Origin of the sequence: Allobosea sp. (genome assembly GCF_017308075.1) — a bacterium.
Taxonomy (GTDB): Bacteria; Pseudomonadota; Alphaproteobacteria; order Rhizobiales; family Beijerinckiaceae; genus Allobosea.
The window spans coordinates 13,730-32,561 of the sequence record NZ_JAFKFX010000050.1 but is presented as its reverse complement, the minus strand read 5'-3'; the positions used below and the strand labels follow the sequence as shown (position 1 = coordinate 32,561).

Sequence of the window (18,832 nt, the reverse complement as noted above, 5' to 3'; positions counted from 1 at the left end):
GCTTCACTCTTTCCCGCCAGCCTCCAGAAACTCAACCAGGTCGCGCCGGACCATCTCGATATGGTCGACCAGCAAGCGCTCGGCCTCGGCTAGCTGCCCATTGCGGCACAGGCTGATCAGCTCATTGTGCTCGGCCTGCGCCCGCTCGATCGAGGAGCCGCGCTGGAGCTGCAGCCGCGTATAGCGGTCGCTGGTCTGCAAGAGACCCGCGACGATCGACAGCGTGCGCGGCTGGGTGGCGCGGGCATAGAGCGCGAGATGGAAATCCGCGTTGAGCAGGCCCCAGCGGCTGATGTCGCCGGCCGACATCGCCTCCTCGAAGGCGGCCTCCATGCCCGCCACCGCCTCGAAATCGGCAGCCGTCATCGCCGGGATCGAGCTCGCCAAGAGCCGGGGCTCGAGCAGTTTGCGCAGCTCGAAGACGTCGTTGATCTCGTCGAGCGACAGCCCCGAGACGATCGCGCCCTTGTGCGGCACGATCTTCACGAAACCTTCCGCCTCTAGCTGGAACAGCGCCTCGCGCACCGGGATGCGGCTGACCGCATAGGCTTGCGCCAGTGCGTCCTGCCGCAATTGCGAGCCGGCCGGATAGCTGCCGTCGAGGATGGCTTGGCGGAGCTGGTCGACGATCGCCGAGGACAGCGTCCGGTGCTTCAGGGTGGTTGACATGGCCGGGGCATCCTAGCGGGCCGCGTGGCGAAAAGCCATTGACATGTAGATTTTATACAATCTACAAAAGTCACAAGGGGACATAAGAATGATCAACCAGGCGATGGCGGCGAAAAGTCGTGCGATGGCTGTTCCGGAGGTGGTGGTCGCGCTCTCAGGGCGCTGGCTGCGGCTCGAGCACAGGGCGATCCAGGGATTGATGTTCCTGCTCTCGGCCCTGATCCTGCTCAATGTCGCGACGCGCTATGCCGGGCGACCGATCTACTGGATCGATGAATCGGCTGTTTACAGCGTGGTCTGGCTGACCTTCATCGGCGCCTCCGCCATGACCCGCATGCGGCTCGATTTCGCGGTGACCATGCTGACGGAGCGCTTCTCGGAGCGCGGTGCCGCGATCTTCCGGATTATCGCGACGCTCGGCGTGCTGCTCTTCGGCATCGGGCTTCTGGTGATGTGCTGGCTCTGGCTCGATCCGGTCGGCATCGCGCAGGCCGGCTTCGACGCCAGGGAATACGCCGGCCAGTCCTTCAACTTCATCTATACCGAGCGGACCCAGACGCTGAACTGGCCGACCTGGGTGATCTACCTGATCATGCCGCTCTTCGCGCTCTCGATGAGCCTGCATGCGCTCGCCAATCTCTTCGAGGATCTCGGCCTCGTCGAAAAGCAGAAGCTGCCCGGCTTTGCCGCCAATGCAGACGGGGTGGTGAACTGATGGCACTCACGATCGGAGCCTTCTTCGCGATCATGCTGGCGGGCGTGCCGATCGCGCTCTGCCTCTGCCTCGGCGCGCTGGTCTTCATCGCCGCCACCGGCAGCATGCAGCTCCTGCCCAACTACCCACTGCAGATGTTCGGGGGCGTCGACAGCTACGGGCTGATCGCGATCCCGCTCTTCATCCTGATCGGCGAGATCATGAATGGCGGCGGCATCACGCGCCGCATCGTCGACCTCGCCATGGCCTTTGTCGGCTCGCTCAAGGGCGGGTTGGCCTATGTCAACATTCTCGCCAACATGTTCGTCGCCTCGATCCTCGGCTCGGCCACGGCCCAGGTCGCGATCATGGCGCAGGTCATGGTCCCCGAGATGGAGCGCAAGGGCTACGACAAGGACTTCGCCGCCGGCCTCACCGCCTATGGCGGCATGCTCGGCCCGATCATCCCGCCCTCGGTGATGTTCGTCGTCTATGCCGTGCTGGCCCAGGTCTCGGTCAGCGACATGCTGATCTCCGGCATCGTGCCGGGCGTGCTCCTGACCGTCCTGTTCTTCCTGATCATCGCCGCCATGGGCTTCGTCTACAATTACCCGGCCGGCGACAAGCTTTCCCTGCGCGAGCGCGCCAGGATTGTGCTGAAGTCGGCTCCGACGCTGCTGATCCCGATCGTCATCGTCGGCTCGATCCTCGGCGGGCTCGCCAATGCGACCGAGGCCGCGGCCGTCGGCTCGGTCGCGGCACTGCTGATCGGCCGCTACTGGACCAGGCAGCTCAGCTTCGACCAGTTGCCGCAGATGATGCTGCGCGCCGGCGTCTATTCGGCGATCGTCCTCTTCCTCGTCGCCGCCGCCGCCGTATTCTCCTGGGTGCTGGTCTACGGCAAGGTCCCGCAGAGCGTCGCAGCTTCGATCCAGGCGATCGCCAAGGATCCGGTGACCTTCATGCTGCTGGTCAATGTCATCCTGCTGGTCATCGGCACGGTGATCGACGGCATCCCCGGCCTGATCATGACGGTACCGATCCTCCTGCCGATCGCGACCGAGGTCTACGCCATCGACCCCCGCCATTTCGGCGTGGTCGTGGTGATCAACCTCGTGCTCGGCCTGCTCTCGCCGCCGGTCGGCCTGTGCTTCTTCGTCGCCGCTGCGGTGACGGGAGCCAAGCCCGGCAAGATGTTCCTGGTGACGCTGCCCTTCTTCATCATCTCCTGCGTCCTCCTGGTCCTGCTCTCGATCTACCCATGGCTCTCGCTGGCCCTGGTGAAGTGAAACCGCCTGCCATCCATAAGGGGAGTTCCGTCATGACCATCTCACGCCGTCATCTGCTCGCCGCCGCCGCCGTCCTGCCCGTCGCAAAGCCCGCGCTGCTACGGGCCCAGAGCAAGGAGCTGCGGCTCGGCATCCTGACCCCGAACGGTCATCCCTGGAATCGCGCGGCCGTGAAGGTTGGCGAAGCGCTCAAGGCCGAGACCAATGGCCGGCTGAACCTGACGGTCTTCCACTCCGGCCAGCTCGGCAACGAGGCGGCGATGCTGCAGCAGATGCAGTCGGGCGCGCTCGATATGGGCTGGATCATGGCGGCCGAGCTCGGTTCGCGTGTCCCGGCGATCGGCGCGATCACCGCGCCCTATATCGTAGACTCCACCGCCAAGATCGCCAAGCTCGTCCGCCACCCCGTGGCGATGAAGCTCTTCGACGTGCTGCCGCGCGAGACCGGCTGCGTCGGCCTGGCCTGGGGCATTACCGGCATGCGCGCCGTCTTTGCCGCCAAGGAGATCGACGGCGTCGCCGGCATCAAGGGCATGAAGCTGCGCATCAACCCGACCCCGGTCTATCGCGACTTCTACCAGCTGCTCGGCGCCGCCCCGACCCCGATCCCGACGCCGCAGGTCTTCGACGCGATGACCAACGGCCAGGTCGACGGGCTCGAGGCCGATCTCGAATTCTCCTGGAACCAGCGCTTCGACAAGGTCTCGAAGACCATCCTCCAGATGAACGCCATCTTCATGCCGGTGATCGCGCTCGCTTCCGGCCGCGTCTGGCAGGGCATGCCGGCCGCCGACCGCGAGCTGATCACCAAGACCATCAAGGCGGCGCTCGACCAGCAGATCGACGAGCTCGCCGTCAACGAGCCCAAGCTCGTCGAGCAGTTCAAGGCCGCCGGTGCTAATTTCAAGCTCGCCAATCCGAAGGATGCGGAGGCCGTTGTCGCGGAGTTCGACAAGATCTGGCTGCCCAAGGCGCCGGTGCTGGCCGAGCTGCGCAAGGCTGGTCAGTCGATCACGGCCTGATTCCACGATATCATCGCGGCCGCCGCGCTCGGCGGCCGTCTGCCTCCTCCAAGCGGACCTTATGTCATGACCCAGAATATCTTCAGCGGGACGATCCCGGCTCTGATGACCCCTTGCACCCCCTCGCGCGACGTCGATTATGACGAGCTCGTCCGCACTGGCCGCCACCTGATCGGCTCCGGCATGTCGGCCGTGGTCTATTGCGGCTCGATGGGCGACTGGCCGCTGCTCACCGACGAGCAGCGCATGGAAGGCGTGCGGCGCCTGGTCGAGGCCGGCATTCCGCTGATCGTCGGCACCGGCGCGCAGAACCCGAAGCGCGCTGCGGCGCTCGCCGCCCATGCCAAGCAGGTCGGAGCCCAGGGGCTGATGATCATCCCGCGTGTGTTGTCGCGCGGCTCCTCGGTCCCGGCCCAGCGCGCCCATTTCGAGGCGGTGTTGGAAGCGGCCGTCGACCTGCCTTCGGTGATCTACAACAGCCCGCATTACGGCTACGAGACCCGGGCCGACCTGTTCTTCGCCCTGCGCGAGCGCTATCCGCATCTGCGCGGTTTCAAGGAGTTCGGCGGCGGCGAGGCGCTGTCCTATGCGGCCGAGCACATCACGAGCAAGGACCGCGCCCTGACCCTGATGGTCGGCGTCGACACGCAGGTGACGCATGGCTTCATCCGCTGCGGCGCCACCGGCTCGATCACCGGCATCGGCAACGCCCTGCCGAAGGAGGTGCTCCACCTCGTCGCCCTCAGCGAGAAGGCCGCGGCCGGCGATCCGGAGGCCGAGCGCCGGGCGCTCGAACTGGAGCGCGCGCTCTATGTGCTCTCGAAATTCGACGAGGGCGTCGATCTCGTGCTGTTCTACAAGCACCTGATGGTGCTCGAAGGCCACTCGGCCTATGCGCTGCACTTCAACGAGAGCGACGCGCTGTCCACGGCCCAGCGCAATTTCGTCGAGGCCGAATGGCGCCGCTTCAAGAGCTGGTACGCCAACTGGGCCGGCGAGGGCAGGGCCGCGAAGGCGGCTTGATATCAGCCGTCATTCCGGGGCAGACCGCAGGTCTGAGCCCGGCACCCGAATACGGCCGTTTCCGTCATGGTCGGGCTTGTCCCGACCATCCACGTCTTCTTTCGAGCGAGAGCAGTGTTCAAGACATGGATGCTCGCCCCAAGGGCGAGCATGACGAGCTGGATTGGCGCGACGGTCATGGGTTCCGGGCTCGCCGCTACGCGGCAAGCCCGGAATGACGGACGCTATTCCGGATGCCGCTCGTTCCATGCCGCGGCATAGTCCGCGCACAACCGATCGAGCTCCGCCCGGTCGGTCACCCCGGTAGGCCGCGTCCGTGAGGGCGAGGCTTTCTGGTACGGCACATAGCGCTGATGCGCGACACGCCAGACCCGCCGGAGCTCGCCGAGCGGATCGGCATGATCGTCGACGCGGATATCGAAGCTCGGCACAGGGTCGTCGGCCCAGATCCTGATGGCGCAGGATTGCCGCCCGCGCTTGTCGCCGCCGGCCTTCTCGCCGGCTTCGAGCGCGACCAGCAGGCGCTCGTCGAAATCGAGGCCCGAATTCTGGACATAGGCCTTCAGCGTCTCCTGGACGACCTCCGGCCCGGCCAGCATGTTGCCGGCGACCGAGACCTGCGGCCCGTCGACCGCGCCGCACCAGTCGATGCAGGCATTGCCGGTATAGGCGGCGATCTTGCCGTTGCGGTCGATCAGGTGGAGCTGGCGATGGGCGCGCCCCTCATCGGCTGCGGTGAGGCTGGCGATGATCTCGACCGCCGAGCGCCCCTCCTGCAACAATCTCAGCCCGTCCACGCCATAGAGCGGATTGGTGTAGGCCTGCGTCGCGATCGCGCCGACGCGCCCGCAGCCATAGGGCACGCGCGCGCCCGCAGCGAAGGCGCAGGTCGAGACAGCGACGCCATAGGCGCCGGTCGCGGCGTCGCGGGCGACGATTGACCATGTCATGGATGCAGAACTCCTGGATCACGCTGCATTCGGACGGAATCGTCCGAATGCAGCGTGATCGATTCTAATAGTTTAGAACATGCTGCGAAAAACCGTGGCCGCTTTTTCGCAGCATGTTCTAGCGCCCGGCTGCGTAGGCTTGCATCAGACGCGGGGTCGCAGCCGCGCGCAAGAGCCCGTTGGCGCTGCGTTCGGCCGCGGTCAGCCGGCCGACGGTCCAGGCCGGAGCCCGCTCGACCGCATGGCCGCGCCGGACGAGTTCGGCCAGCGCCGCCTCACCCAGGCTCTCCTCGACGGTGATCTGACCCGGCCGCGCCTCGCGCGGATAGAAGCTCGAGGGGAAATGCTGGGTGTGGAACAGCGGCAGGTCGATGGCCTCCTGCAGGTTGAGGTCATGATGGACCCGGCGCAGGAACATGCCGAGTTGCCATTGCTCCTGCTGGTCGCCACCCGGCGTGCCGAAGACGAGCCGCGGCTCGCCGTTCTCGAAGGCGAGGCTCGGCGTCAGCGTCGTGCGCGGTCGCTTGCCTGGCGCCAGCGACGAGGGCAGTCCCTCTTCAAGATAGAAGGACTGGGCCCGCGAGTTCAGCGGGAAGCCGAGTTCGGGAATGACGGGCGAGGATTGCAGCCAGCCGCCGGACGGCGTCGCCGCGATCATGTTGCCCCAGCGGTCGATCACGTCGATATGGACGGTGTCGCCGCGGCGCGAGGCGGCGACCATCGAGGCCAGGGTCGGCTCACCGACGGTCGCGCTGGCGGGCTTGCCGTTCTGGCCGGCGATGCGCAGATTGCCGAGCATCGCCTCGACCTGGCCCTCATAGCCGGCGACCATGCCGGGGCGCAGCTCATGCGAGGCCTGTTCGCCGATCAGCGCGCGACGGCCGCTGGCGTAATCCTCCGAAAGCAGCGTCGTCAGCGGCACTTTCACGAAATCGGGGTCGCCGTAATAGGCCTCGCGATCGGCGAAGGCGAGCTTCATCGCTTCGGTGACGTGGTGGACGTATTCCGGGCTGGCCGGGCCCATGCCGGCGAGGTCGATGCCTTCCAGGATCTTCAGGGTCTGGAGAAAGACCGGTCCCTGCCCCCAGGGCCCGGTCTTGAAGACCTCCCAGCCATGATAGGTCGCGCTCGCCGGTGCCTCGTAGCGTGGCTGCCAGCGCGCCATGTCGTCGGCGGTGAGCAGGCCCTTATGGCGCCGGCCCGAGGAATCGAGGACGGCTTCGCCACGGCAGAAGGCATCCATCGCCTCGGCGACGAAGCCCTTGTACCAGGCGTCATGGGCCGCCTGGATCTGCTCCTGCCGGTCGCTGCCCGCGGCCTCCGCCTCGGTGAGGATGCGCTTGTAGGTCCGGGCTGCCGCCGGGTTGCGGAAGAGCTCGCGGCCCTTCGGGACGTTCCCGCCCGGCAGATAGACCGCGCCGGAGCTCGGCCAGCCGCCGCTGAACAGCTCGGTCAGCCCGGCGATGGTGTCGGAGACGCGCGGCAGCATCGGGTGGCCGTTCTCGAAATAGCCGATCGCCGGCTCCAGCACCTCGCGCAGCGAAAGCCGGCCATGGTCGCGCAGCAGCGCCATCCAGCCGCCGAATGCGCCGGGCACGACCGTGGCGAGCAGCCCGTCGCCCGGGATCATGTCGAGCCCGAGCGCCTTGTAGGCCTGGATCGTCGCCGCTTGCGGTGCCGTCCCTTGCGCGCACAGCACCTCGACCTTCTTGCTTTCCGCCGAATAGAACACGGCCGGCATGTCGCCGCCCGGACCGACGAGGTGCGGCTCGACCACCTGCAAGACGAAGGCGGCGGCGGCGCAAGCATCGAAGGCGTTGCCGCCCTTCTCCAGCATCGCCATGCCCGAGGCGGTGGCGAGCCAATGCGTCGAGGTGACGACGCCGAAAGTGCCGAGGATTTCGGGACGGGTGGTGAACATGAGGGTATCCTTGGAGAGGCGGATCAGGATTCCTTTGGATCGAGCGCGTCGCGCAGCCCGTCGCCGAGGAGGTTGAAGCCGAGCACGGCGAGGAAGATGGCGGCGCCGGGGGCCACCGACATCCAGGGCGCCTGCTCCATGAAGTTCTTGGCGACGTTGAGCATCTGGCCCCAGGACGGGGAGGGCGGCTGCTGGCCGAGGCCGAGGAAGGAGAGGGCGGCTTCGAGGATGATCGCCTGCGCCATGAACAGCGTCGACTGCACCACGATCGGCGGCAGCGTGTTCGGCGCGACATGGCGGAACAGGATGACGGAATCGCGCACGCCGACGGCGCGTGCGCCCTCGACGAAATCCTCGGTCTTGACGCTGATCACCTGGCCGCGGACCAGCCGGATGAAGATCGGCACCGCCGACAGGCCGATCGCGATCATCGCATTGGTCAAGGACGGGCCGAGCACGGCAGCCAAGGCGATGGCGAGGATCAGGAAGGGGCAGGCGAGCAGTGCCTCGGTGATCCGCGAGATCACGGCATCGACCCAGCCGCCATACCAGCCGGCGGCGAGCCCGACCGGCACGCCGACGCCGAGCGCGATCAGCACCGAGACGATGCCGGCGAGCAGCGAGGCCTGCGCACCGAAGAACAGGCGCGAAACCTGGTCGCGGCCGAGCTCGTCGGTGCCGAACCAATGCAGCGCCGAGGGCGGCTTGCGGATGGCGAGGAAGTTCGACTTCAGGGGGTCGGCGAGCGGCAGCAGCGGCGCCAGCACGGCCATCAGCACGAACACCAGCACGATCGTGCCGCCGATCAGCGCCGCCCGGTTGCGCCGGAGCTTGCGCCAGGCCCGGCGCAGCGGCGTTTCGGCGCCCGCGGAGCGGCCGGCGGCGCCGGCAGGAAGTGCGGCATCCGCCATCAGGCCGTCCTCAGGCGCGGATTGACCAGGACATAGAGCACGTCGGCGACGAGGTTCATGAAGATGAAGCCGATGGCGGTGCACAGCACCACGCCCTGGACGACGCCGTAGTCGCGGTTGAAGACCGCATCGACGATCAGCTTGCCGAAGCCGGGAATGGTGAAGATCTGCTCGGTCAGCACGGCGCCGGCCAGCAATTCGCCGAACAGCAGGGTCGAGAGCGTGATGATCGGCACCAGGGCATTGGCGAGCGCATGCTTGTTGACCACCTTGCGCTCGTCGAGCCCCTTGGCGCGGGCGGTGCGGATATAGTCGGAGCGCAGCACCTCCAGCATCGCCGAGCGGGTATGGCGCATGATGAAGGCGGCGAGCCCGCCGCCGAGCACGAAGGCGGGCATGATCAGCCGCTCGATCGCCCCCCAGGGATTGCTGAAGATCGATTCATAGCCCGAGGGCGGCAGCAGCTTGAGCTCGACCGAGAACAAGAGGATCAGCATGATGCCAAGCCAGAAATTCGGGATCGAAAGCCCCGACAACGCCAGCGCGCTCGTCGAGTAATCGATCATCGTGCCCTTGCGCCGTGCCGCCAGGATGCCGGCGGGTATGCCGATGCCGATTGCGATGATGATCGAGGCGGTGGCGAGCTGGATCGTCACCGGCAGCTTCTGCAGGATCAGGTTCAGCACCGGCTCGCCGGTGCGCAGCGAGCGGCCGAAATCGCCCTGCACGACCTGCCCGAGCCAGGCGAAGAACTGCACCACGATCGGATCGTCCATCCGATAGATCTCGCGCAGCCGCGCGATCACCTCGGGATCGCGCTCCTCGCCGGCGATGACCAGGAACGGATCGCCCGGCAGCGCCCTCTGCAGCGCGAAGACGAAGAGCGACACCAGGGACAGCGTCGGGATGGCGATCAGGACGCGCCGGCCGATCAGGGCGAGCATGGGACGCTTCCGGATTCGCCGTCATCCCGGCCGCAGCCCTCGGGACCGACCTTGGGTCGGCCCAAGGGCAAGCGCCGCGGAGCGCCGGGATCGATTATCGAGCACGACGCCCTTCGATGGATCCCGGAGCGACCTTCGGTCGTCCGGGATGACGGGGCGGTTGGTGCGAGCTGGAGCAAGGCCGTTACGACCGCTTCAGCCCGGAAAGCCGGATCATCCCGTCCGGGTTGATCACGAAGCCGGTAATGCTCGAACGCAGCGCGAAGAACACCGTCTGGTTGTAGAGATAGACGATCGGCAGCTCGTCCTGGAGGATCTTCTGCGCCGCATCATAGCGCTTCTTGCGCTCGGCGACGTCATAGATGGTGCGGGCCTCGTCGAGCAGTTTGTCGACCTCGGCGTTGGAGTAACGGCCGTCGTTCTGGTTGCCCTTGGTGGTGACGAACTGGTGGATATTGCCGTCCGGGTCGATGCGGCCGGACCAGCCGATCCGGCTCATCTGGAACTTGCCCTGCTGCTGGTCGCGCAGCTGGCTGGCGAATTCGGTCGAGCGGATCTGAATGTCGATGCCGGCCTCCTGCGCCATCGCCTGGATGACCTGGCCGAGCTGCGCGTCGACGGGGTTGTTGGTGACGAAGAGCTCGACCGAGACTTTGCTCTGCCCAGCCTCCTTGAGCAGAGCCTTGGCCTTGGCGACGTCGCGCTCGGGCACCGGCAGCTTGGCGTCGACGAAGGTGCTGGTCGGCGGGAAGGGCTGGATGATCGGGGCATAGAGCCCCTCGAACACCACCTGGCTCAGCACCTTGCGGTCGATCGAGAGCGAGAGCGCCTGGCGCACGCGCTTGTCCTTGCCCATGGGCTGGTTGGCGGCGTCGCCATGGTTGGTGTTGATGGTGATGCCCTGGTAGCCGAGATTGGGCATGCTCGCGACCTTGAGCGTCTTGTCGCCCTGCGCCGATTTCACATCGGTCGGCGCGAGCCGTTCCAGCATGTCGAGCTCGCCGGCGCGCAGGTTCGCGAGCCTGACCGTGGTGTCGGGGATGGCGCGGTAGATCACCCGGTCGAAATGGTAGTTCGCGGCCTCCCAATGGCCCTTGAACCTGTCGAGCACGATCCGGTCGTTCTGGACGCGCTCGACGAACTGGTAGGGGCCGGAGCAGACCGGCTTGGCGCCGATATCGGCGCCGAGGCTCTTCGGCGAGAGCATCATGCCGGCCCGGTCGGTGAGCTGCGCGAGCAGGGTCGCGTCCGGCCGCTTCAGCTTCAGCGCGATCGTCGTTGGATTGACCACGCTGATGCTCTCGATCGAGGCGAGCTCGGATTTGCGCAGCGAATCCGGCAGTGTCATCGCCCGTTCGAGATTGGCCTTGGCGGCGGCGGCGTCGAAGGCCTCGCCATCATGGAACTTGGCATCCGAGCGCAGCTTCATCGTCAGCGTCAGCCCATCGGCCGAGAACGACCATTCGGTGGCGAGCCGCGGGACGATCTTCAGCTCCGGCGTGATGTCGAGCAGCTTGTCGCAGAGGCCCTTGAAGACGATGCGGCCGACGAAGGTGCGTGCCTTGTGCGGGTCGAGAACGTCCGGGTCTTCCTGCAGGCCGATGCGCAGGGTCGAGGGCGACTGGGCCAGCGCCGGCAGGGCGGAAAGGCCGATAAGGGCGGCGGAAGCGAGCAATGCGAAGCGTTTCATCGTAACGTCCCCTCTTCTTGTCGTTCTATGGCGGTGGTGCTGCGCCTCCTGCCGCCTGCGCGGCGGCGAACAGCGCGATCCGGCGGCGGCGGTTCTGGCTCTCCGGCGGCGGCGCCAGCCCGGCGGGCTGGCTAGCCGCGATTTCCTCGGCGAAATGGCAGGCGACGGCATGGCCGACCGCGCTGTCCCGCAGGGCCGGATGCTCCTGCCGGCAGCGCGCGCGGGCATGCGGGCAGCGCGGATGGAAGCGGCAGCCGGGCGGCGGAGCGGTCGGGCTCGGCAGGTCGCCCTCCGTGACCGGCTCGGCGCTGCGGGCGCGCGGATCCGGCACCGGGATCGCCGCCATCAGCATGCGCGTGTAAGGGTGGAGTGGCCGCGAGAACAATGTCGCCGCCTCCGCCAGCTCGACGATCTCGCCGAGATACATCACCGCCACCCGGTTGCTGGTGTGGCGGATCACGGCGAGGTCGTGCGCGACCAGGATGATGGTCAGCCCGAACGCGGCCTTGAGGTCCTCGAGCAGGTTGATCACCTGGGCCCGGATCGAGACGTCGAGCGCCGAGACCGGCTCGTCGCCGATCAGCAGGCTTGGGCCGCAGGCCAAGGCCCGGGCGATGCCGATGCGCTGACGCTGGCCGCCCGAAAACTCGTGCGGATAGCGATTGGCATAGTCGGGTAAGAGACCGACCTTGGCGAGCAGTTCGGAGACGCGCGCCGCCTTCTCCTTGCCGCTGGCGATGCCGTGTACGGACAGCGGCTCGCCGATCAGCTCGCCGACGCTCATGCGCGGGTTGAGCGAGGCGTAAGGGTCCTGGAAGATCATCTGCATGCGCCGCCTGAGCCGGCGCATCTCCTCGGCGGGGAGGGCAGTGATGTCCCGGCCCTCGAAGCGGATCGCGCCCGCGGTCGGCTCGATCAATCGCAGCAGCAGGCGCGACAGGGTCGACTTGCCGCAGCCGGATTCGCCGACGATGGCGAAGGTCTCGCCGCGCCGGACCTGGAAGGAGACGTTCTCGACTGCCCGCACCAGCGGCGCCTTGGCGAAGAGCGAGGGCTTCTTCGCCTTGAAATGACGGGTGAGGCCGACGGCCTCGACGATCGGTTCCGCGCCGGCTCCGCTCATGCCGCCACCATGGCGAGATCTTCGACCGGCGCCCGGAAGCAGGCGGCGCTGTGTCCGCCGCCGAATTCGCGCAGCGGCGGGCGGCTTTCGGTGCATTGGGGCGCGACAAAGGGGCAGCGCGAGGCGAAGCGGCAGCTCTGAGGCCAGCGCGCCGGCGGCGGCACCGCGCCGGGAATGGCCGCGAGCTTGCCTTGGCGCGGCCCGAGCGATGGCAGCGAGCCCATCAGCCCGAGCGTATAGGGATGCTGCGGGTCCTCGAAGATGCGCTCGACCGGGCCCTGCTCGACGATGCGGCCGGCATACATCACCGCGACTTCGTCCGCGACCTCGGCGACGACGCCGAGATCATGCGTCACCAGGATCATCGCCGTGCCGGTCTCCTTCTGGAGGTCGCGGATCAGCTTCAGGATCTGGGCCTGGATGGTGACGTCGAGCGCCGTCGTCGGCTCGTCCGCGATCAGCAGCTTCGGGCTGTTGGCAAGCGCCATCGCGATCATGGCGCGCTGGCGCATGCCGCCCGACATCTGGTGCGGGTAGGCGTTCATCCGCGCCTCCGGCGCCGGAATCCGCACCTTGCGCAGCATCTCGATCGCCCGGCGGCGGGCTTCCTCGGATGAGACCTGGTGATGGCAGAGCACGGCCTCGGTGAGCTGGTTGCCGATGGTAAAGGCCGGGTTCAGCGAGGTCATCGGCTCCTGGAAGATCATCGCCATCCGCTCGCCGCGCAGCTGCATCAGCCGCTCTGCCGGGGCGCCGAGGATCGCTTCGCCCTCGAGGATGACGGAGCCCGAGGTGATGCGGGCCGGGGGCGAGGCGAGGAGGCCCATGATCGCGAGGGAGACCAGGCTCTTGCCGCAGCCGGATTCGCCGACGAGACAGAGCGTGCGCCCGGCCGCGACCGAAAAACTCAAGCCGTCGACCAGCGAAAGCCGTTCGGGCAATCCGTCGAAGCGGATCGACAGGTCCTCGACAGCAAGCACCGGGGATCCGGCCGGGGCCGGCCGGCCTGAGGCTTCCTGTTCGGCATTGCTCCGGTCAGCCATGCGGATTGGTCCCACGCGGAACCAGCGTGGCGCATTTCACGGTCTGCGTCGATAGCATCGCCGCCAACAGCACCGCCCCGACCCCTCGCGCTTTTCTCAAGCTTGCATGCATCCTGCCCCGCTCGCGGCCGCGGATGCAAGTAAACCGCTATTCCACGGGATTGCCCTGGCATGCATGGCTGAGGCGCGGTCAGGTCTGTCGCATCGCCGAGGAACTCTGTTATTCAGGCGCGCGTCCGGCGATCCGCCGGACGAGCCAACGATCTGAAGAGCCGACGAGGAAGCGCGAGACCATGCTGCTGGGAGTGATCGCCGACGACATGACCGGGGCGACCGATGTCGCGCTGATGCTGAACCGCGCCGGCATGCGCACCCTCCAGGTCATCGGCGCGCCCGCCAAGGGCGCTGCGCTGCCGGAGGCGGACGCCGTCGTCGTCGCCCTGAAGTCGCGCACCAATCCGGTCGCCGAGGCGGTCGCCGATTCGCTCGCCGCCTGCGAGGCCCTGCTCGCCGCGGGCGCCCGCCAGATCCTGTTCAAGTATTGCTCGACCTTCGATTCGACGGCTCAGGGCAATATCGGCCCGGTGGCCGACGCGCTGATGCAGCGTCTCGGCGCCAGCCAGGCGATCATCTGTCCGGCTTTCCCGGCCAATGGCCGCTCGATCTTCCAGGGTTATCTCTTCGTCGGCGCCGTGCCGCTGCACGAAAGCTCGATGAAGGATCACCCGCTGACGCCGATGCGCGATTCCAATCTGATGCGCCTTATGGGCGCGCAGACGCAGCATCCGGTCGGCCTCGTCGCCTATTCCGCCGTCTCGCAGGGGGCGAGCGCCGTCCGCAAGCGCTTGGCCGAGCTCGCCGCCGAGGGCGTGCGCTATGTCGTCACCGACGCGCTCGACAACGGTCATCTGATGGTGCTGGGCGAGGCCATTTCCGACCATGTCCTGCTGACCGGCGGCTCGGGCATCGCGATGGGCCTGCCCGAGAACTTCCGCAAGGCCGGGCTGCTGCCGCGGCGCGAGACGGCGACCCATCTTTCCGCGCCGGCCGGCCGCGCCGGCATCATCTCGGGCAGCTGCTCGACCGCGACACGCGGCCAGATCGCGACGGCACGCGCCGCCGGCATCCCGGCGCTGAAGGTTGATCCGCTCGCTCTGGCCGCGGGCTCGCAGAAGGCCGCCGATCTCGCCGCCTGGGCGCTCGCCCAGCCGGAAGACAAGCCCTTCCTGGTCTATTCGAGCGACGATCCGGCAGAGGTTGCCGCAGTCCAGGACAAGCTCGGCCGCGAGAAGGCGGGCGAGACCGTCGAGCATGCCTTCGCCGAAGCGGCGCGGCTTTTGATCGCGGGCGGCGTTTCCCGCCTGCTCGTCGCGGGCGGCGAGACCTCTGGCGCGGTGGTGCAGGGGCTCGATGTGCGCACCCTGGAGATTGGTCCCGAGATCGATCCGGGCGTGCCCTGGACCCGCGTGGTCGACGGTCCCGAATTGGTCGTGGCGCTTAAGTCCGGGAACTTCGGCGCGCCCGACTTCTTCCTCAAGGCCTGGAGCCTGCTGCGCTGACCTGCCGCGGCGCTCGCGTTTGCTCCTTGGGAAACTCGTATAGGATGCCGGTGAGGCCGGAGCAGGATGCGAGCCGGGCGGGAATTCGTTCCCGCCTGAACCTGCCCCGGCTCCCGGATGAGAGGCAGGCACGGGAATGGACATGGCGTTTCTCGGCGATCTCCTGACGACGGTTGCCGATCGCGGACGGGCGCTGATCAATTTCGAGCGCTTTTCGTCTGGCCGGCGCGAGCCGTTGGCCAAGCTCTGCGAGCATCTGCTTTCGGGGCGCGGCGAGGCCTCCGGCATGGCCCTGGCGCAAGCCGTGCTCGAGGAATGGGAGCGGCTCGACCCTGCCGGCCGGCTCGGCTTCTTCCGGATGCTGCAGGAGCGTTTCGGGCCGGATCACGACCGGCTCGAAGCCGCGATCGCGCGTTATCGCGAGGCGCCGGACGCCAGCGCGGTCTCGGAGCTGCATCTCGCCTCCGAGCCGCGTCGGCAGGAGCTTTTCCGCCGGCTCAACCTCGCGCCGGGGGGGACCCATGTGCTGGTGAGGATGCGCGAGAGCCTGCTGCGGGAACTCGAAACCGAGCCGGGGCTTTCGGTGGTCGATGCCGATTTCAGGCATCTCTTCGCCTCCTGGTTCAATCGCGGCTTCCTGGTGCTGCGCCGGATCGACTGGCACACCCCGGCCAATGTGCTGGAAAAGATCATCCGCTACGAGGCGGTGCATACGATCGAGGACTGGGACGAATTGCGCCGCCGGCTGGAGCCGGCCGACCGGCGCTGCTTCGCCTTCTTCCATCCCCAGCTCGTGGACGAGCCTCTGATCTTCGTCGAGGTGGCGTTGACCGGCGAGATTCCGCGGCGGATCGATGATCTGCTCAGCGAGCAGCGTGAAATCCTGCCGGCTTCGGCCGCGACCACGGCGGTGTTCTACTCGATCTCCAACTGCCAGGAGGGCCTGCGCGGTATCTCCTTCGGCAATTTCCTGATCAAGCAGGTTGCCGAGGACCTGAAGCGCGAATTGCCGGGGCTCGACGTGTTCGTCACGCTCTCGCCCGTGCCGGGTTTCGCGCGCTGGCTCGCCAGGGAGCTGGCCGAGCCTGCGGCGCTCGGCCTCGGCAACGAGGAGGCTGCGGCCCTGATGGCCAAGCCCGCCGAGGTCGCGGCGCTCGACGAGGCCGGCCGCGCCCGGCGCGACAAGCTGCTCGGCCAGATGATGGCGCAGTACATGCTGCGGGCCCGGACCGGCTCGGGCCGGGTGATCGATCCGGTGGCGCGCTTCCATCTCGGCAATGGCGCGAGACTGGAGCGCATCAATGTCGGCGGCAACCTGGCTGAGCGCGGGCTGCGCGAGTCGCATGGCGTGATGGTCAATTACCGCTACGACCTCGCCGACATCGAAGCCTATCACGAGGCCTTCGCCAGCCGCTCCACCGTGGTCGCCTCATCCTCGGTCAAGAAGCTCCTGCGCCCGGCCGGCGCCTGAACCACACGAACCGACACTGCCTGAAAGGACCCGCAATCATGGGTAACCATCTGTTCGATCTCATCCGGGCGCGGATTCCGGCGCCGGACGCCCGCTTTGCGCTGATCGATGACGGCCGGGTCTTCAGCTATGCCGACATGGTCGCGGCTTCCGGCCGCTATGCCGGGGCGCTCGTCGCCCTCGGCGTCAAGCCGGGCGACCGCGTCGCCGTCCAGGTCGAGAAGAGCATCGAGGCGCTGATGCTCTATCTCGGCGCGGTCCGCGCCGGTGCGATCTTCCTGCCGCTCAACACCGCCTATACCCCGGCCGAGATCGAGTACTTCCTCGGCGACGCCGAGCCGGCGGTCTTCGTCTGCGACCCCGCCAAGGCGCAGGCGCTGCGCCCCTATGCCGAAAAGGCCGGTGCGAAGCTGGAGACGCTCGGCGTCGGCACCGGCAGTCTGATCGAGAAGGCTGCGGCGGCCCCCGCCGACTTCGCCGATGTCGCGCGTGGCGCCGACGATCTCGCCGCCATCCTCTACACCTCGGGCACGACCGGTCGCTCCAAGGGGGCGATGCTCAGCCATGACAATCTCTCGTCGAACGCCCTGGCGCTGGTCGACTACTGGCGCTTCGGCAAGGAGGACGTGCTGCTGCACGCCTTGCCGATCTTCCACACGCACGGCCTGTTCGTCGCGACCAATACGGTGCTTTTCTCCGGCGCCTCGATGATCCTGCTGCCGAAATTCGATCCTGACCAGGTCTTCAAATACCTGCCGCAGGCGACCTGCATGATGGGCGTCCCGACCTTCTATGTCCGCCTGCTCCAGGATCAGAGGCTGACGCCCGCAGCGACCAAGCATATGCGCCTGTTCGTCTCCGGCTCGGCGCCGCTGCTCGCCGAGACCCATCGAGAATGGCGCGAGCGTACCGGCCACGCCATTCTCGAGCGCTACGGCATGACCGAGACCAATATGAGCACCTCCAACCCCTATGCGGGCGACCGGGTCGCCGGCACGGTCGGCTTCCCGCTGCCGGGCGTCTCGGCCCGGGTGGTCGATCCGGAGACGGGCAAGGAACTCGCCCGCGACGAGATCGGCATGATCGAGGTCAAGGGCCCGAACGTCTTCAAGGGCTATTGGCGCAACCCCGAGAAGACCAAGGCCGAGTTCCGCGAGGACGGCTTCTTCATCACCGGCGACCTCGGCAAGATCGACCCTGCCGGCTATGTCCATATCGTCGGACGCGGCAAGGACCTGATCATCACCGGCGGCTACAATGTCTATCCGAAGGAAGTCGAGACCGAGATCGACGATATGCCGGGCGTGATCGAGAGCGCCGTCATCGGCGTGCCGCATCCTGATTTCGGCGAGGGCGTGACGGCGGTGGTCGTCGCAAAGTCCGGTGCGGACATCACGGCGCAGGGCATCGCCAAGGCGCTGGAACAGAGGCTGGCGAAGTTCAAGCAGCCCAAGCAGGTCTTCGTCGTCGCCGAACTGCCGCGCAACACCATGGGCAAGGTCCAGAAGAACCTGCTGCGCGACACCTACAAGGACATCTACGCCAAGTAGCTGAGAACGGGGAAAGTCCGGATCCAAGCCTGGTCATCCCGGGCGGAGAAGTCCGACCCGGGATCCGTGCCGGAACGGTTCAGGCATGGATCCCGCGTCGGCGTTGCTGGCGCGGCTTGTCCGGGATGACGAAAATTCTGTTCAGGCGCCCGCCGGCGCCGGGCAGCTGATCGCGATCGTCTCGCCATCGGCTGGGATACGCAGCCGCTTTGCCCCGATGCCGCGCGCCTCGGCCGCCCGGCGCAGGGTGGCGCGATCGACCGTCGCATGGTCCAGCGCCTCCATATGGGTTGCGATCACGATGGCTTCGGGGTGTGCTTCGCAAAGTTCCAGCGTCTGTTCCGCGTCCATCACGATCAGCGTGTCGTCCCATTGCGCGCCGCAGGAATGGGTGACGATCACGTCGGGGGCGGTCGTCGCGACGGCATCGCGCAAAGGCGGATAGAGCACGCTGTCGCCGCACCAATAGAGCGTCGGCTCGCCGGGCGCCTCGAAGACCAGCCCCATCACCGGCCCCATTTTTTCGACCACCGCACCGGTGCCGTGCTGGGCCGGCTGCCGGGTGATCACGATCGGGCCGAGCCGCAGGAAATGCTCGAGCGGCGTCACATTGACGAAGCCTGCCTGGCGGATCGCCGCCTCGTCGCCGGGCTGGCAGAGCAGCGGCAGCTCCTTCGGAATGCGCTCCTTCGCGACCGCGTCGAAATGGTCGGCATGCAGATGCGAAACGATGACCTGCTCGACCCCGGCAAGAATGCTCTCGATCGGCTCCGGCAGAGCGACCATCGGATTCTGTGAGCGGCCGGTGAAGGAAGGCCGGCTGTGCTTCGAGCCCAGATCCGGGTCGATCAGCAGCGTCCTGCCGGCATAGGTGAGCTTGAGCAGGGCGTTGCGCAGGAGCTGAAGCTGCATGGCGGTTCCTAGGCGGAAGGATCGGACCCCGCCGATCCTTCCGCCAAAGCCGCGCCGCGAC

16 protein-coding genes are annotated in these 18,832 nt (G+C 67.2%); 7 read left to right on the top strand and 9 right to left on the bottom strand.

The window, feature by feature from the left end:
- Positions 1 to 3: 3 nt before the first annotated feature.
- Positions 4 to 669: a GntR family transcriptional regulator gene (locus J0J10_RS24520; RefSeq protein WP_291649971.1), complete on the bottom strand. Its 666-nt coding sequence runs from the start codon at positions 667 to 669 to the stop codon at positions 4 to 6.
- Positions 670 to 760: 91 nt separating this feature from the next.
- On the opposite strand from J0J10_RS24520, the gene J0J10_RS24515 reads away from it, so the two are divergent.
- The 4 genes from J0J10_RS24515 (at position 761) to J0J10_RS24500 (ending at position 4,697) form a co-directional block, all read left to right on the top strand.
- Positions 761 to 1,384, top strand: a complete 624-nt coding sequence (locus J0J10_RS24515; protein WP_465247252.1) for a TRAP transporter small permease — start codon at positions 761 to 763, stop codon at positions 1,382 to 1,384.
- A complete protein-coding gene (locus J0J10_RS24510; protein ID WP_291634072.1) occupies positions 1,384 to 2,652 on the top strand; it encodes a TRAP transporter large permease in 1,269 nt (422 codons plus the stop codon). Before J0J10_RS24515 ends, J0J10_RS24510 begins: the two co-directional genes overlap by 1 nt.
- Positions 2,653 to 2,684: 32 nt before the next feature.
- Positions 2,685 to 3,674, top strand: a complete 990-nt coding sequence (locus tag J0J10_RS24505; RefSeq protein WP_291649969.1) for a TRAP transporter substrate-binding protein — start codon at positions 2,685 to 2,687, stop codon at positions 3,672 to 3,674.
- Between the two features lie 66 nt (positions 3,675 to 3,740).
- A complete protein-coding gene (locus tag J0J10_RS24500; RefSeq protein WP_291649967.1) occupies positions 3,741 to 4,697 on the top strand; it encodes a dihydrodipicolinate synthase family protein in 957 nt (318 codons plus the stop codon).
- A 224-nt stretch (positions 4,698 to 4,921) separates the two neighbouring features.
- Here the strand turns inward: J0J10_RS24500 and J0J10_RS24495 are convergent, their stop codons facing one another.
- From J0J10_RS24495 to J0J10_RS24465, 7 genes are all read right to left on the bottom strand, one after another.
- Positions 4,922 to 5,647, bottom strand: a complete 726-nt coding sequence (locus J0J10_RS24495; RefSeq protein WP_291649966.1) for a DUF1028 domain-containing protein — start codon at positions 5,645 to 5,647, stop codon at positions 4,922 to 4,924.
- A gap of 118 nt (positions 5,648 to 5,765) precedes the next feature.
- On the bottom strand, positions 5,766 to 7,568 hold the full coding sequence (locus tag J0J10_RS24490) for a gamma-glutamyltransferase family protein (RefSeq protein ID WP_291649965.1): 1,803 nt from the start codon (positions 7,566 to 7,568) through the stop codon (positions 5,766 to 5,768).
- Between the two features lie 23 nt (positions 7,569 to 7,591).
- Positions 7,592 to 8,479, bottom strand: a complete 888-nt coding sequence (locus J0J10_RS24485) for an ABC transporter permease (RefSeq protein ID WP_291649964.1) — start codon at positions 8,477 to 8,479, stop codon at positions 7,592 to 7,594.
- Positions 8,479 to 9,423: an ABC transporter permease gene (locus J0J10_RS24480; RefSeq protein WP_291649962.1), complete on the bottom strand. Its 945-nt coding sequence runs from the start codon at positions 9,421 to 9,423 to the stop codon at positions 8,479 to 8,481. Before J0J10_RS24480 ends, J0J10_RS24485 begins: the two co-directional genes overlap by 1 nt.
- A gap of 184 nt (positions 9,424 to 9,607) precedes the next feature.
- Positions 9,608 to 11,113, bottom strand: a complete 1,506-nt coding sequence (locus tag J0J10_RS24475; protein WP_291649960.1) for an ABC transporter substrate-binding protein — start codon at positions 11,111 to 11,113, stop codon at positions 9,608 to 9,610.
- Between the two features lie 25 nt (positions 11,114 to 11,138).
- Positions 11,139 to 12,236, bottom strand: a complete 1,098-nt coding sequence (locus tag J0J10_RS24470; protein ID WP_291649958.1) for an ABC transporter ATP-binding protein — start codon at positions 12,234 to 12,236, stop codon at positions 11,139 to 11,141.
- Positions 12,233 to 13,279, bottom strand: coding sequence for an ABC transporter ATP-binding protein (locus J0J10_RS24465; protein WP_291649956.1), 1,047 nt, complete (start codon positions 13,277 to 13,279; stop codon positions 12,233 to 12,235). The genes J0J10_RS24470 and J0J10_RS24465 overlap by 4 nt, the downstream gene beginning before the upstream one ends.
- Before the next feature lie 293 nt (positions 13,280 to 13,572).
- Here J0J10_RS24465 and otnK point away from each other — a divergent pair, with 293 nt between their 5' ends.
- From otnK to J0J10_RS24450, 3 genes are all read left to right on the top strand, one after another.
- Complete coding sequence (gene otnK / locus J0J10_RS24460; RefSeq protein WP_291649955.1) at positions 13,573 to 14,838, top strand: 3-oxo-tetronate kinase; 1,266 nt, start codon at positions 13,573 to 13,575, stop codon at positions 14,836 to 14,838.
- Positions 14,839 to 14,974: 136 nt separating this feature from the next.
- Entirely contained in the window at positions 14,975 to 16,309 is a 1,335-nt protein-coding gene (locus J0J10_RS24455; protein WP_291649954.1) for a malonyl-CoA decarboxylase, read from the top strand.
- Between the two features lie 38 nt (positions 16,310 to 16,347).
- On the top strand, positions 16,348 to 17,859 hold the full coding sequence (locus tag J0J10_RS24450; RefSeq protein WP_291649952.1) for a malonate--CoA ligase: 1,512 nt from the start codon (positions 16,348 to 16,350) through the stop codon (positions 17,857 to 17,859).
- A 141-nt stretch (positions 17,860 to 18,000) separates the two neighbouring features.
- Here the strand turns inward: J0J10_RS24450 and J0J10_RS24445 are convergent, their stop codons facing one another.
- Positions 18,001 to 18,771 carry an MBL fold metallo-hydrolase gene (locus J0J10_RS24445; RefSeq protein WP_291634098.1) on the bottom strand — a complete coding sequence of 257 codons (771 nt, stop codon included), beginning with the start codon at positions 18,769 to 18,771 and terminating at the stop codon, positions 18,001 to 18,003.
- Between the last annotated feature and the right edge of the window lie 61 nt (positions 18,772 to 18,832).